Origin of the sequence: Salinicola halophyticus (assembly GCF_003206695.1) — a bacterium.
Taxonomy (GTDB): Bacteria; Pseudomonadota; Gammaproteobacteria; order Pseudomonadales; family Halomonadaceae; genus Salinicola; species Salinicola halophyticus.
In genome coordinates, this window is sequence record NZ_PZJN01000005.1 from 77674 (window position 1) to 93046 (window position 15373).

The following is a 15373-nucleotide window of genomic DNA, read 5'->3' on the forward strand; positions in this document are numbered from 1 at the left end:
GCCGAACGATACAGTCTTGAACGGCCCTGACGGACACAGCCCTGAGTGGGCCAAAACAGCCTTGAGCGGACCCGAAAATCCATGAGCGACTACAAGCACACGTTGAATCTGCCATCGACCGACTTCCCCATGCGCGGCAATCTGCCGGCGCGGGAGCCGGGTCGAATTGCGCAGTGGAACGACATGAATCTCTACGCCAGGCTGCGGGAAGCGCGTCAGGGGCAAGAGCGGTTCGTCCTTCACGACGGCCCTCCCTATGCCAACGGCAGCATTCATATCGGTCACGCGGTCAACAAGCTGCTCAAGGACTTCATCGTCCGCTCGAAGAATCTGGCCGGCTACGATGCTCCCTACGTGCCGGGCTGGGACTGCCATGGTCTGCCGATCGAACACAAGGTCGAGACCACTCACGGCAAGCATCTGCCGGCCGACGAGGCGCGGGCACTGTGTCGTGAATACGCCGCGGCCCAGGTCGAGGTGCAGAAGGAAGGTTTCGTGCGTCTCGGCGTCCAGGGCGACTGGGACAACCCCTACCTGACCATGAACTTCGCCAATGAAGCCGGCGAAATTCGCGCGCTGGCCGAGATGGTCAAGGGCGGCTACGTGTTCAAGGGCCTGAAACCGGTCAACTGGTGCTTTGACTGCGGCTCGGCGCTGGCCGAAGCGGAGGTCGAGTATCAGGACAAGCAGTCCGACGCCATCGATGTCGCCTTTCCCAGCGCCGACGATGCCAAGCTGGCGGCGGCGTTCGGTCTCGACTCGCTGACCAAGCCGGCAGCGGCGGTGATCTGGACCACCACGCCCTGGACCATCCCGGCCAATCAGGCGCTGAACGTTCATCCCGAATTCGTCTATGCGCTGGTCGATACCGGCGATCGCCTGCTGCTGCTGGCCGAAGAGCTGGTCGAGTCGTGCCTCGAACGCTTCGGCCTGCGCGGCGAGACCATTGCCACCGCGCCGGGCGCGAGTCTCGAAAACCTCGCTTTCCGGCATCCGCTGGCCGGGCTCGATGCCGGCTTCGATCGGCTCTCGCCGGTCTATGTCGCGGATTACGTCGAGCTGGGTGCCGGTACCGGTATCGTTCACTCGGCGCCCGCCTATGGCGAAGACGACTTTTATACCTGCCGCCAGTACGGCATGAGTTTCGACGAGATTCTCAACCCGGTGCAGAGCAACGGTGTCTATGCCGCTGATCTGCCGCTGTTCGGCGGGCAGATGATCTGGAAGGCCAATCCGCAGATCGTCGCCAAGCTGGAAGAGGCCGGCGCGCTGCCGGCCCACGAGAAGATCAACCACAGCTACATGCACTGCTGGCGCCACAAGTCACCGGTGATCTATCGCGCCACCGCCCAGTGGTTCGTGGGCATGGATCTCGAGGGCACCGATGGCAAGACGTTGCGCGACAAGGCGCTGGCCGGTGTCGATGCGACCGACTTCATCCCGGCCTGGGGCCAGGCGCGGCTGCACTCCATGATCGCCAATCGCCCGGACTGGTGCATCTCGCGTCAGCGCAACTGGGGCGTGCCGATCCCGTTCTTTCTCGACAAGGCCAGCGGCGAGCTGCATCCGCGCACGGTCGAATTGATGGAAACCGTCGCTCAGCGCGTCGAGCGCGACGGCATCGACGCCTGGTTCAAGCTCGATCCGAGCGAGCTACTGGGCGACGAGGCCGACGATTATGACAAGGTCACCGATACGCTCGACGTGTGGTTCGACTCCGGTACCACGCACTGGCACGTGCTGCGCGGCTCCCATGGCTCCGTTTTTCAAGGGCCGGGTTCTCGAGGCCCGGGTCACGACCAGGAGCCGGTCGCGGATCTGTATCTGGAAGGTTCGGATCAGCACCGCGGCTGGTTCCACTCGTCGCTGCTGACCGGCTGCGCCATCGATGGCCATCCGCCGTACCGATCGCTGCTGACCCACGGTTTCACCGTTGACGAGAAGGGCCGCAAGATGTCCAAGTCATTGGGCAACGTGGTCGCGCCGCAGCAGGTGATGGACAAGCTGGGCGCCGACATCCTGCGGCTGTGGGTCGCCTCCACCGACTACTCCGGCGAGATGGCCGTCTCCGACGAGATCCTCAAGCGCACCGCTGACGTTTACCGCCGGATTCGCAACACCTCCCGCTTCCTGCTCGGCAACCTGACCGGCTTCGAGCCGAGCCGCGACGCCGTGGCCTTCGACGACATGCTGGCGCTGGATCGCTGGGCGGTGGATCGCGCCGCCGAGCTGCAGGGGCGTATTCAGAAAGCCTACAGCGACTATCGTTTCCGTGATGTCTACCAGCAGGTTCACGACTTCTGCGCGCGGGACATGGGCGGTTTCTACCTCGACATCATCAAGGATCGTCAGTACACCACCCAGCCTGACTCGCTGGCGCGGCGAAGCTGTCAGACCGCGCTGTATCATATCGTCGAGGCGCTCTCGCGCTGGATCGCGCCGATCCTGTCGTTCACCGCCGAGGAGATCTACGAGAACATCCCCGGCGAGCGCGGCGAGAGCGTGCATCTGGAAACCTATTACGACGGGCTGAGCCAGCTGCCTGAAAATGCCGAGATGGGGCGGCAGTTCTGGGAGCAGGTGATCGCGGTCAAGCAGGCGGTCAACAAGCAGCTCGAGGACGCGCGTAACGCCGGCATCATCAAGGGCGCGCTGGATAGCGAAGTCACGCTCTACGTCGACGACTCGTTGAACGCGCTGCTGTCCCGGTTCCAGGACGAGCTGCGTTTCGTGCTGATTACCTCGGAGGCGACGCTCGCGCCGCTGGAGAAAGCGGGCGATGCCAGGGCCACCGAGCTCGAGGGTCTCAAGGTCGCGGTGCGCATGAGTCCGTACGAAAAAGACGAGCGCAGCTGGGAACGTCGTCCTGATGTGGGTGCGAATTCCGAGTACCCCACACTGTCGGCGCGCTCGATCGCCAACCTGCCTGACGGCCCGGGCGAGGTACGCCGCTTTGCCTGATTCCGCGTCTCATCAACCCACTGAGCGGATGCATCGACCGCTGCGTTGGCTATGGCTGTCGCTGGCGGTCATCGCGCTCGACCTCGGGATCAAGGCGCTGGCCTCGGCCCATCTCGACTACGGCCGGCCGCTGGAAGTGCTGCCGATCTTCAATCTGACGCTGCTGCACAACACCGGCGCAGCGTTCAGCTTTCTGGCCGAACATGCGGGCTGGCAGCGCTGGCTGTTCGCGCTGATCGCCATCGGTGCCAGTATCGGTCTGACGGTGTGGCTGTCGAAACTGAAGCGTGGCGAGACGCTCACCGCGATCTCGCTGACGTTGGTCATCGGCGGCGCCATCGGCAACCTCTATGATCGGCTGGTGCACGGCTACGTGGTCGACTATCTGTCGTTCCATTGGGGCGATTGGTACTACCCGGCATTCAATCTGGCCGACACCGCGATCACGCTGGGCGCGGTCGGTCTGGTGTTGCAGTCGCTGTTCGAGTCGCGGCGGCCGAAAGCCTCTCCCGCCGGCCAGGACAAATCTTCTTCGGCTGATTCTTCTTCAGCTGATAAATCTTCTTCGACGGATTCTTCTTCGACCCGAGGTGACTCATGAGCGAGAACGGCCACCACGACGATCACGACTACCGCGTCGGCGACGGCATGGAAGTCACCCTGCACTTCACGGTGAAACTCGAGGACGGTGAAGTGGTCGATTCGACCCGTGACAAGCAGCCGGCCACGTTTCAGCTCGGCGACGGCAACCTGCCGCCGGGCTTCGAGGCGCCACTGAAAGGTATGGTCGCCGGCGATACCGGGGCCTACGAGATCACGCCGGAACACGCCTTCGGTCAGCACAACCCGCAGAACGTGCAGCGTCTCTCCCGCGACAGCTTCGAAGAGGCGGTGGAGCCGGGCACGGTGATGTCGTTCGCCGACGCTGCCGGCGGCGAAGTGCCCGGCGTCATCGCCAGCGTCGACGAGCGACATGTCGAGGTCGACTTCAATCATCCGCTGGCAGGGCGTACCCTGACCTTCGAGGTGGAGATTCTGGCAGTGAAGCCGGCGACGACTCACTGAAATCCAGCTTCGTTTTCACCACCAGATTCGAGCGTATTAAGCGAGGTCGCCATGTCAAAGGTTCCCATGCAAATCAAGCTGGCCAATCCCCGCGGTTTCTGTGCCGGCGTCGACCGCGCCATCGACATCGTCAATCGTGCGCTCGACGTCTTCGGACCGCCCATCTACGTCCGCCACGAAGTCGTGCACAACCGCTTCGTGGTCGATTCGCTGCGCGAGCGCGGCGCGGTCTTCGTCGAAGAACTGCATGAAGTACCTGACGACGTCATCGTGATCTTTTCCGCGCATGGCGTTTCCCGTGCCGTGCAGCTGGAAGCCGAAAATCGCGGTCTCAAAATCTTCGATGCCACCTGCCCGCTGGTGACCAAGGTGCACATGGAAGTGCTGCGCTACGCCAAGCGCGGCCAGGAATGTGTTCTGATCGGTCATGCCGGGCATCCGGAGGTCGAGGGCACCATGGGGCGCTACGACGACAGCCACGGCGGCTCGATCTATCTGGTCGAGGATGAAGAGGACGTCGCCAGGCTACCGGTACGCGATCCTTCGCGACTGGCATTCGTTACCCAGACCACGCTGTCGATGGACGATACCGCCAAGGTGATCGCTGCGCTGCGCGAGCACTTTCCCCAGATACAGGGGCCGCGCAACGACGATATCTGCTATGCCACCCAGAATCGCCAGGATGCCGTGCGCGAACTGGCGGCAGACTCCCAGCTGGTGCTGGTGGTGGGTAGCGTCAACAGCTCCAATTCCAACCGGCTGCGCGAGCTCTCCGAACGCATCGGTACGCCGGCCTACCTGATCGACGACGCCGAACAGATCGAGCCGAGCTGGCTCGACGGTGTCGAGACCATCGGGATCACGGCGGGCGCCAGCGCCCCGGAAGTGCTGGTCAAGGGCGTCATCGACAAACTGCAGGCATTGGGCGCCAGCGTGCCGGAAGAGCTGTCCGGGCGCGCCGAAACCATCACCTTCTCCATGCCGCGCGAACTGCGTGAACGCGTGATTACCAGCGAAGTATGACGACCGCTAAATCTTCTTAGCCTGAAGCCGATATAGGGTAAACGAATGTAACTGGTCGGGTTGTCTCGGCCAGTTCACGAACCCTTATCGGCCGCTCCTACCGCGGCTGCGAACCTGGTGCGGGGTCTCGCGTGTCCGCTGTCCCATCCCGACGTCTGATATCGAAGTCGAGCGAACGTCTGTCGATCCCTTATGCCGGTTTTGGCAGGCATGAGTGCGGCGTCACATTGATCGAATCCTTGATTGCGCTGCTCGTCCTGAGTATTGCGCTGCTGGGCGTGGCCAGTCTGCAACTGTTCACGCAGAAAGAGGAGATCGACGCCCGCTGGCGTTCGATAGCCGTCGCCATGAGCGGCACGCTCATCGAGCAGCTGCGCATCGACCCGGTGGCGGTCGAAAAGCTCGCCATCAACGGCAACGCGCTCAGCGGTTGCGATGCGACCAATCAGTGGCTGTGCAACCTGATCGGAGATTGGCAATCGCTGGCCGAAGAACAGTTGCCCAATGTGGTCACGCAGTTGCAGATCGAAGGGCAGACCGATGACTTGATGATGGCCACCGTGTCGATCGTCTGGCAGCGTGTAGCCAGCGACTCACCCGTGACCGCATGCAGACCGCAGGACGGCACGCTGATCGACGGCGGCGGCTGTATCCGCGTGGAAACGGCGCTATGACGGGCTCGCCGACAATCCGGGCTTTGCCACGCGCTCAAGCGGGTATCAGCTTGATCGAGCTGATGGTCGCCATGGTCATCGGCCTGATGCTGGTACTGATGGTGACCAGCTACCTGATTTCGAGCCGACAGAGCTATCAGACCTCGATGGCTAACGTGGATGTGCAAGATGCCCGCCGCTTCGCGCTCAGTGTCGTTCAGCAGCAGCTGTGGATGACGGGGTACAGCGACAGTTGGGAAGATTTCGATGTCACTTTCCCCGCCTATGACGGCTCGCACAGCGAAGTGCCGAATTTTGCGACGGCGCAACTCGTTGCTTCCACCGAAGACGGTGATGTCTGGGTGCGCTACCGGGCGCCCGAGCTGACGAATCAGCCGTTGACCCACTGCGACGGTACGAACTTCGCGCGTAGTGCGACTGGCGATGACGACTCGATCGCCATGACGCGGCTCTATCTCGACGGCCATACCCTGCGCTGCAAGGTCTACTTCAGTGATGGAGGAGATCCCCACAACTCGCTGCCGCTGCTCAACGACGTCGACGCATTGCAATGGCGCTATCTCGATGACTCGGATCAGTGGCAAGTGCAATCCAGCGTGAAGGACTGGCACTCGATCAAGGCCATTCAGATGCAATTGATCCTGGCGTCGAGCGAATCCACCGGCAGTCGTTTCGAACAGCAGTTCACGTGGGGCGATGCCACCGTCAGCTTCGACGACGGCAAGGCTCGTTCGCTGGTCAGTCTGACGACAGCGTTGCGTAATCTGCCGGAGGCCGCCCAGTGACTCGATCCGGCCCCCCCCGCGGCAATCAACGCGGCGCAGCGCTACTGATAACGCTGATACTGGTTGCGTTGATTTCACTGCTGGCATTCGGCGCCAGTCAGGCAACGCGAACGCAGCAACAGCTCGCCACCAACGAAGCCGCAAGTCAGATCGCCTTTCAAGGCGCTGAAGCTGGGCTGCGTGCGGCAGAGCGAGAGATCGCCGAGGCGGATGATCTGGCGCTGTTCTGTAATACGGGGAGCTCGCGCTACGCGATTACTACTGAAACGGAACTGTTCAACGATGACCACTGGAAATCGCTGGAAGCCGCCGAATCAGAGGCTCTTCACGGTGCAGCGGTGGACTTCTCGCTGTACGACAGTGCTAGCGGCGATTTCATGCCCGCGCCGAGATATCTGGTCGGGTGCATCGATGCCAATCTGGTAGATAGCTATCTGGACTCCGAGTCTGCAGAGGTCGGTAAGAATACCGTCACTCTGGAGCCTCGTTACTTCTTCCGCGTCTTCAGTATCGGTTTTGGTCCTGGTGGCGCGATGCGAAAGCGACTGGAGGCTCGGTATGTCTTCTAGATCATGGCTGTTGGGATTCACTCTGAGCCTGTTGATATCGTCGGCGATGGCCGCCGACGAGCTTGCCCACGTTATCCCGCCTGGTACGCAGACCGATGCCAAGCCTCGCAGCATGATCGTGATGTCCAATGATCACCAATGGTTCGCCAAAGCCTACAGCGATTGGTCCGATATCGACGGTGACGGCATTATCGATACGACCTACAAGGAGAGTATCGAGTACTACGGCTATTTCGACAGTCAAGGATGCTACCAATACGACGATGGCCTGGCCGGTGGTGCGTTCGAGCGCGTCGGCGACGCTTCCAGCGAGAGTTACGCCTGCACGGGAAACAAGTCGTGGAGCGGGAATCTGTTGAATTGGGCGACGATGTCTCGCATCGATGTGATCCGCAAAGCACTCTACGGTGGCAAGCGTTATCGAGACAATACGACGGAATCGACGATTCTCGAACGTGCTTTCCTGCCGATGGACAAACACAGCTTCAGCAAGATACTGACAGACCAGAGCGTCATCAATCGCAACACGCCCTTCAATGGCGATACGTTGACGTTCTGCAACACGACCTACCATCCGCGGGAATACATATTTTCCGGTAGTGTCACTTCCGATAAATCCCCGCCTTTAATTCGCGTAGCAACGGGCAACGAGTCGAGCGACAAGATTGGCTGGCCTCGATGGGGAAATACCGAAACATGGCAATGCCCGTGGCGCGACGAAAGGAGCAACTGGAGCGATTTTCCCTATCGCGACGATGCCGGGTCTTTCGAGTATCGGGCCCGGGTCGCCGTTTGCGACGATCCGATTGGAGAAGACCGGGAAGACTGCCGTCGTTATCCGGGATCCGCGTATGCGAAGCCGACTGGCCTGTTGCATCGGTATGCCGGGGACATAGAATTCGGTCTTTTTACCGGGTCTTATCAAAACAACAAGAGGGGTGGAGTACTACGTGCCAATTTTGCCGATTTTGACCGCGAGATAGCCGATACGGGTATTTTCAATTATCACGACCCCGATTTTGGAGTTAACCACAATGGCGGGATACAAAGCGGTATCGTCAGCAACCTGGACGCGCTGAGGATCGCTCGATACAGCTACGAGCGTGGCTTTTATGATCACAACCCCGGGGGTGATGAATGTCCCTACGGCCGCACAGGTCCTTTTGCCAACGGGAAATGCTCCAATTGGGGGAATCCGTTGGCAGAAATCGGTCTGGAATCACTCCGGTATATCGCCGGAGAGCCCCTGCCAACCACCGATTTTTCCGTCGGTGAGGGTGATGTCGAAGAGAAATTCATCGCCGGATTGACCTCGCCAAAATGGAGTAATTCGACCAACGACAAATGGTGTGCAGTCAATTCGATGCTACTGATCAATGGCAGCGAAATTTCCTATGACAGTGACGATCTCGATCAAGCCAATGCCAGTCTGGTCAGTGCCGCCGGTATTACGTCGGAGACCGATGCCATTGGACGCGCAGAAGGGCTCGGCGGTCGATACTTCGTTGGCCAGACCGCCGCGAGCGCGGGTACGGGAACGGACAAGTACTGCACGGCCAAGACCATCGGTGGCTTGAGCAATGTCAGAGGCATCTGCCCGACAGCGCCCGGTCTCGAGGGGAGTTACAACATTGCCGGTCTGGCCAAATTCGCTCATGACCACACCGTGATCCGGAGTGGGGATGGGAGGGCAGGACGCAAGATCGATACCTACGCCGTGCAGTTAGCGTCGAATGTGCCCGTCGTCACGATTCCGGGCCAGGGGGTCTCGATCATTCCGGCGTGCGTCAATACGCAGAAGATTGATCCAGCCAGCGGCAGTGCGGGCCCGCCAGGCGTCAAGGGGCGTTGCGCTATCGTCGACTTCCAGGTCAGCCAGGCCGCCGATGGTCAAAGCGGCTACTTCGATGCGACCTGGGAGGATTCGGAAGCTGGCGGGGACTACGACCTCGATGTCAAAGTGCGTATCAATTACGACGTCGAAGGTGAGCGGCTCCACATGACGACGAGGATTCTCCAGGCAGCGGCGTCGGAGACACTGGGATTGGGCTATGTACTTAGTGGGACCAACGGCAGATACGGTGTCGAGTCTCGGGCCGGACAGATCGTGGTTAACGATAGCGATGGCTTCAACGTTCACCAGGGAATCAACCAGTACTGGAATGACTACCCAGAATCGATGTGTCCCAGATCGGCGCCATGCAGTAGCTGGGATGCGTCGTCAGCGGCCTATCGTATTGGTGGCAGCGGTCAGGGCCAGTCGCTGCGACCGCCGCTCTTTTACGCGGCGAAGTATGGCAACGCGGCGGGGGCCGACGCTTACTTCGAGGTCAATCGTATCGGCGATCTGGCCGGTCAGCTTCAAGCACTGCTGGACGATGTGATTGCGAGTCGTAGCCGCTCGGGCGCAGGTGGTGCGATGGGATACGAAGGGGATATCGACGGCAGCCTGTTCCAAACGTTCTACAACTACGACAACGATACGGGATGGGCTGGGGACGTGCGCCAGTTCAAGGTGGATGATGACGGCCGGGTAACTTCCGGCTGGTCCGCGCAGGACCGATTGTCCGCCAACCCGGGAGATCGGCAGTTGATCTTCCGGAACACCGGCGGCCGGGGTGTCGAATTCTCCGAATCCACTCTCATGGCCGACGGTACGTTGGACAGAGCGCAAATCACTGCGCTAATCGCTCATTATGACAAGGGGAAACTGGGAGATATCGTGGGTTCGACGCCAGCCTTGGCCGGTGTACCGAATACCTATTACGTGCCTGAAGACAATGACGTTTCCTACACCGATTTCCGAACGCAATACCGGAACCGCAATGCCATGCTTTATGTCGGCGGCAACGACGGGATGCTGCATGCTTTCGACGCCAAGACCGGCCGAGAGCGTTTCGGGTACATTCCGGGCCTGTTGCTTTCCCAGCTTCCAGAGCTGATCGATTCAGATTACCAGCATCGGTATTATGTGGATGGCAGTGCGACAGTGTTGGACGTTCGTGGTGACAGCGGAAATTGGCAGTCGCTTTTGGCCATTGGGTTGGGGAGCGGTGGAGCGGGATTGTTCACGCTTGATGTCACGAATCCGGCCAGCTTTTCGGCAGCCCATGCCGGTGCCATCGCGCACTGGGAGTATGGGCCGCAAGACGATATCGCCGCATTTGGCGGCCCCGCACAGATTGGGCATATCTACGACAAGCCCAACATCGTGCAACTGGAGAATGGTCGCTTCGCTGTCGTGGTCGGCAATGGCTATCAAAACGCTGCAGGCAAGGCCAGTCTCTACCTGCTTTACGCGCAAGGCCCCGGTGACGAGCCATGGCAGGCCAAACGCGATGTGGAGCGTTTGGTGCCGAGCGGTCAGACTGTCGGTGGCAACGGGATGATGGCAGTATCGATGGTCGATATCGACGGTAACGGTCGCGTCGATCACGCTTATGGCGCCGATTTTCGGGGCAGTATCTGGCGTTTCGATCTATCCGCCGATACCGTTTGGCGTGCACCGGACAAACCGATTTTCACGTCAAATCCAGGTCAGGTGCTGACATCCCCGCTCGAGATCGCTCGTCATCCTCAGGGCGGTGTCATGCTCTTCTTTGGCACGGGTGCCAGACCGGAGAGCGGGGTCGATACGTCTCGCGCCAGCGATAGTTTTTATGCCGTTCGCGACAACCCGCTAACCTCGTCGGCGCTCATCGAGACTCTGACGCCCAAGCAATTGGGGGCGCCCCGCATTCTCTCGGGACCCGAGCAGGCCACGGACGGTACCGGGGTACCAATTCGATATCTGGAAACGGTCTCTCAGGATAGCTACCCCGAAAATGGGTGGTGGCTGGAATTCGGAGGTTCCGAACGGGCTATCAGTGGGGTGACTGTTCGAGGAAATCGCGTGCTCTTCACGACTCTCATCCCCGGGTCAGGCACCTGCGACGCGATCGATTCCGGCTATCTCTACGAAATGAATGCGTGGTTCGGTAGTGCTTTTGCATTTCCGGTTCTCGACATTAACGACGATGGCGAAGTCGATGCCAAGGATGTGTATGTCGATGACGATCTTCGGCGAGTGCCGGTGGCGCGTATGACCAGCCAAGCGATGCAGCTGCCCCATGTGATGGTCAGCGATGATGGCAGCAAGGAGTTCAAGATCGGTGTGGATGCACTGGGAGGCCAGCAGGTCGTTACAGAATCCCCGCTCAATCGACTGCGCCTTGGCCGCGTCACCTGGCGAGTTCTGGAGTAATTGATGACCCATTCGAGACAACGCGGTTTTACCCTGATCGAGCTGATGATCGCGGTGGTGATCGTCGGCATTCTCGCCGCTATCGCGATCCCGAGTTATCTCCGTTACGTTGAGCGGGCGCAGGCGCGAGATGCGCAGGCGGCCATGCAGTCGTTGGCACTGGCACTGGAGCGGCGCTACTCGCAGGCCTATCGCTACGGAGAGGACACGGACGGTGGTGTTCCACCGTCGGATCGCGATCTCTCGCCCAGCCAGTCGCCGGAGAGTGGCGATGCGAAGTACGACCTGAAGCTGACCATCGACGATAATGGCCAGGCCTACATTCTTCAGGCGAGTCGCGCAGATGGCAGAACCAGCGGAGCGTGTGATGCGATGAGCCTCGACAGCCAGGGCAAGCGTTCCCCCGCGCCGGGTATTTGCGATTAAGCCCGGTCCCGACTGGCTTTGAGGGGTTGTCCGGCGCTAGGTTTCCGACTCGTCGTCCGCGTCACTGTCGGTATCATCCACCGGTTCGGTACGGATGCGCGCGAAGTGCACCACGATTTTGGTCCCGCCTGTCGTCAACGCAGGATTGGTCAGGATGAAGGTGCCTGCCTTGCGGTCGCGAGTGAAACCGAGCGGGGTGTACCCCAAGCCTTGCGAGAAGCTGCCGGGGTCGACGCTGACCTGACTGCCGCTGGGCTGACTGACCACGATCAGTCGCTCATTGTCGTCGAGCGTCTTGTCGCCATTGCTATCGATGAACAACAGCAACGAACGATTCCATTGCCCATTGTCGCTGCAGCTCGCGCCATCCTGAGAGGGGCAGAGCCAGGTCGACTGCCCGCTGCTGGCGGCTTCCTGGCGCGCCCGCCGGAGCAATTGCCAGACACGTTCCACTTCGCTATCCAGCGTCATGCGCGCATTCAGGTTCGCCAATCCCGGTGCGGCCCAGCTCGCCAGGATGCCCATGACCACCACGCAGATCATCAGCTCGATCAAGGTGAAGCCGCGCTGTCGTTGGCGTCTCGAAGCGCAGCGATCAGTGCCAGTTTGCGAAGCTGAAGAGCAAGAAACCATTGCGGAGCCCGGGTTGTGGACGAATGATAGAATCGTCCTTTTGTCAGGATATCGACAGCATGCAGGATTTCTTGATCGCGGGTGGCGGGGTCATCGGCATGATGACGGCGTTGCAACTGGCCGATGCCGGTCATTCGGTGGCGCTGGTCGAGCGCGGCCAGTGTGGTCGCGAGGCCTCCTGGGCGGGTGGGGGTATCGTCTCGCCGCTCTACCCTTGGCGGTATTCCCAAGCGATCTCGGCGTTGTCCAGCTGGTCCGAGGGCCGCTATCCCGAGCTGGCCGGCCGCCTGCTCGAGGAAACCGGTATCGATCCCGAATATCGTCAGAAAGGCCTGCTCTACCTGCGCGTCGAGGATGTCGATGCCGCGCTCGCCTGGGCGCGAGAGGTCGCCAAACCGCTGGCACGTATCGATGCCGAAACGCTCTATGCCAAGGAGCCCAACGCGGCACCGGGTTTCGACGGTGCGCTGTGGATGCCGACCCTCGGCAGCATCCGCAATCCGCGGTTGGGCCAGGCGCTGCGGGCGCGGCTGTTGCAGATGCCGAATGTGAGCCTGCATGAAGATTGCGAGGTCTCGGCGCTGATTCGCGAGGGAGACGCCATTCGAGGCGTTGCCACGTCACAGGGTGCGATCCGTGCCGGTCAGACGGTGGTCTGTGCCGGCGCCTGGTCGCGAGCGCTGCTGGCAGAGATTGGCGTCGAGCTGGCGGTTCGGCCGGTCAAGGGCCAGATGATCCTGTTCAAGGCGCCACCGGGGCTGGTCGAGCGGGTTGTGCTCAAGGATGGGCGCTACGTGATTCCGCGCGGAGACGGTCGGATACTGGCGGGATCGACGCTCGAGGAAGTGGGATTCGACAAGCAGACGACCGAGCAGGCTTACGCCTCGTTGCACGAAAGCGCACTCTCCATCGTCCCGGCGCTGGCCGAGTGTCCGGTAGAGCATCACTGGGCGGGCCTGCGTCCGGGCTCGCCGGACGGCATACCGACGATCGGTGCGGTGCCCGGGTTCGAGGGGCTCCATGTCAACGCCGGCCACTATCGCAATGGTTTGGTGCTGGCGCCGGCCGCTACCCGGCTACTGGTCGACCAGCTGATTGGCTGCGAGCCGATCGTCGATCCTCGACCTTACCGACCCATAGGCTGAACCGAGCGGTGCGTCAGCGCTGTGGGATTTTGCCTCTGCGCATGGCATGCGCGAAAATGGACGACAGCCAACGAGGCGCTCGAGCGCCGCATCTGTCTGGAGACGAGTTTACTCATGCAAGATCTGACCCTGGTGATGGCGCAGCTGGACCCGATGGTGGGGGATATCGCCGGTAACGCCGCCACGGCGATCGAGGCCGTGCGCGAAGCCCGCATCGAACATGGTGCGGACGTGGTCGTGTTCAGCGAGCTGTTCCTGACCGGCTATCCGCCGGAGGATCTGCTGCTGCGCGGCGCGATGGAATCACGCCTGCAGGAAGCGCTGGAGGAGATGGCGCGCAAGATCGACAAGATCGCACCGGAGACACTGGTCATCGTGGGTTATCCCGGCATGCGAGACGGTCAGCGTCGCAATCTGGCGGGCGTACTGCTGGGCGGTCAATGGCGCGGCGAGTATGCCAAGCAGGCCCTACCCAACTATCAGGTCTTCGACGAGGACCGATATTTCGAGTCGGGGGACGAGCCGCTGGTGATCGAGCATCAGGGCGCGCGACTCGGCATCCTGATCTGCGAGGATCTCTGGGATGGAGCGCCGGTGCGGCAATCGGCCGAAGCCGGGGCGGATATTCTGGTGACGCTGAACGCCTCGCCGTTTCATCTCGACAAGCCTGCCGAGCGCGAACGCCTGTTTGCTGAGCGCGCGCGGGAGGTGGACAAGCCGCTGGTCTACGTCAACGCGATCGGCGGCCAGGACGAACTGGTATTCGACGGGGGATCACTGGTGCTCGATGCGGCAGGCGAAGTCGCCGTGCGCGCGCCGTTCTGGCAGGTCGGGCTAATGCCGGTGCGCTTTACCCGTGACGCGGACGGCTGGACTCCCGCGGCCGGCGAGCGCGAGCCGCTGCTCGATGCCGAAGAAAATCTCTACTGCGCGCTGGTGACGGGGCTGCGCGACTATGTCAACAAGAGCGGTTTCAAGGGCGTGGTGATGGGGCTTTCCGGCGGTATCGACTCGTCGCTGTCGCTGGCCATCGCGGTAGACGCGCTGGGGCCGGAGCGGGTCCACGCGGTGATGATGCCGTATCACTATACCGCCGAGATCTCCCAGGCCGATGCCGCCGAGCAGGCCAGGATGCTCGGCGTCGGTTACGAGGTCATGCCGATTGCGCCGATGGTCGAAGCCTTCACCGCAACGCTGGCCCAGAGCTTCGAAGGATTGGCAGCGGACACCACTGAGGAGAATCTACAGTCGCGGGTGCGCGGCGTGCTGCTGATGGCGATCTCCAACAAGAAGGGGCTGATGGTTCAGACCACCGGCAACAAGAGCGAGATGGCGGTGGGCTACGCAACGCTATACGGCGACATGGTCGGGGGCTACAACGCGCTCAAGGATGTCTACAAGACCTGGGTCTATCGACTGGCCAACTGGCGCAACGCCCAGGATCCTGCGATCCCCGAGCGCGTGATCACGCGGCCGCCCTCTGCCGAGCTGGCGCCGGACCAGCAGGATAGCGATTCGCTGCCGGGCTACGACGTGCTGGACGCGATTCTCGAGCGTTATATCGAAGGCGACATGAGCGCCGAGGCGATCATCGAAGCCGGCTTCGAGCGCGACGACGTCTACCAAGTGGTCAAGCTGGTCGATCGCAACGAGTACAAGCGGCGTCAGGCGCCGGTCGGCGTGAGAGTGACGCTGCGCGGCTTCGGGCGCGACCGCCGCTACCCCATCGTCAACGGCTGGCAGCCGGGGAGCTAGAATTTCTTCTGCTTTGGAGCCAACGAAAAGCGCCGCTTGCCTTGTCAGCAAGCGGCGCTTTCGATTTTAAGCTCGTAGCTCGTAGCTCGTAGCT

General features: G+C 61.3%; 11 protein-coding genes and 1 pseudogene. 11 read left to right on the plus strand and 1 reads right to left on the minus strand.

From position 1 onward, the window contains the following. Positions 1 to 81 precede the first annotated feature (81 nt). The 9 genes and pseudogenes from ileS to DOM58_RS07800 all read left to right on the plus strand — a co-directional run bounded on the left by ileS (position 82) and on the right by DOM58_RS07800 (position 11746). On the plus strand, positions 82 to 2961 hold the full coding sequence (gene ileS / locus DOM58_RS07760) for an isoleucine--tRNA ligase (protein WP_110692394.1): 2880 nt from the start codon (positions 82 to 84) through the stop codon (positions 2959 to 2961). Between the two features lie 28 nt (positions 2962 to 2989). After that, positions 2990 to 3562: a signal peptidase II gene (lspA, locus tag DOM58_RS07765; RefSeq protein WP_110692395.1), complete on the plus strand. Its 573-nt coding sequence runs from the start codon at positions 2990 to 2992 to the stop codon at positions 3560 to 3562. Beyond that, positions 3559 to 4026: an FKBP-type peptidyl-prolyl cis-trans isomerase gene (gene fkpB / locus DOM58_RS07770; RefSeq protein WP_075561355.1), complete on the plus strand. Its 468-nt coding sequence runs from the start codon at positions 3559 to 3561 to the stop codon at positions 4024 to 4026. The genes lspA and fkpB overlap by 4 nt, the downstream gene beginning before the upstream one ends. 51 nt (positions 4027 to 4077) lie before the next feature. After that, entirely contained in the window at positions 4078 to 5049 is a 972-nt protein-coding gene (gene ispH, locus DOM58_RS07775; RefSeq protein WP_110692396.1) for a 4-hydroxy-3-methylbut-2-enyl diphosphate reductase, read from the plus strand. 131 nt (positions 5050 to 5180) lie between these two features. Beyond that, the gene (locus tag DOM58_RS07780) at positions 5181 to 5723 is read left to right on the plus strand and encodes a type IV pilus modification PilV family protein (protein WP_157957512.1); all 543 of its coding nucleotides are present in this window, start codon (positions 5181 to 5183) and stop codon (positions 5721 to 5723) included. After that, positions 5720 to 6508 (plus strand): PilW family protein, encoded by a 789-nt coding sequence (locus DOM58_RS07785; RefSeq protein ID WP_075561358.1) that lies wholly within the window; start codon positions 5720 to 5722, stop codon positions 6506 to 6508. Before DOM58_RS07780 ends, DOM58_RS07785 begins: the two co-directional genes overlap by 4 nt. After that, positions 6505 to 7077 (plus strand): pilus assembly PilX family protein, encoded by a 573-nt coding sequence (locus DOM58_RS07790; RefSeq protein ID WP_110692398.1) that lies wholly within the window; start codon positions 6505 to 6507, stop codon positions 7075 to 7077. Before DOM58_RS07785 ends, DOM58_RS07790 begins: the two co-directional genes overlap by 4 nt. Positions 7078 to 9721: 2644 nt before the next feature. Beyond that, positions 9722 to 10609: pseudogene (locus DOM58_RS17860) on the plus strand (pilus assembly protein); the annotation flags it as partial. Between the two features lie 714 nt (positions 10610 to 11323). Then, positions 11324 to 11746 carry a type IV pilin protein gene (locus tag DOM58_RS07800; protein ID WP_110692409.1) on the plus strand — a complete coding sequence of 141 codons (423 nt, stop codon included), beginning with the start codon at positions 11324 to 11326 and terminating at the stop codon, positions 11744 to 11746. A 36-nt stretch (positions 11747 to 11782) separates the two neighbouring features. Here the strand turns inward: DOM58_RS07800 and DOM58_RS07805 are convergent, their stop codons facing one another. Next, a complete protein-coding gene (locus tag DOM58_RS07805) occupies positions 11783 to 12379 on the minus strand; it encodes a GspH/FimT family pseudopilin (protein WP_110692400.1) in 597 nt (198 codons plus the stop codon). Positions 12380 to 12438: 59 nt separating this feature from the next. Here DOM58_RS07805 and thiO point away from each other — a divergent pair, with 59 nt between their 5' ends. Both thiO and DOM58_RS07815 read left to right on the plus strand, forming a co-directional pair. Beyond that, complete coding sequence (thiO, locus tag DOM58_RS07810; RefSeq protein ID WP_110692401.1) at positions 12439 to 13524, plus strand: glycine oxidase ThiO; 1086 nt, start codon at positions 12439 to 12441, stop codon at positions 13522 to 13524. A 114-nt stretch (positions 13525 to 13638) separates the two neighbouring features. Beyond that, complete coding sequence (locus DOM58_RS07815) at positions 13639 to 15279, plus strand: NAD+ synthase (protein ID WP_110692402.1); 1641 nt, start codon at positions 13639 to 13641, stop codon at positions 15277 to 15279. The last annotated feature ends 94 nt before the right edge of the window (positions 15280 to 15373 follow it).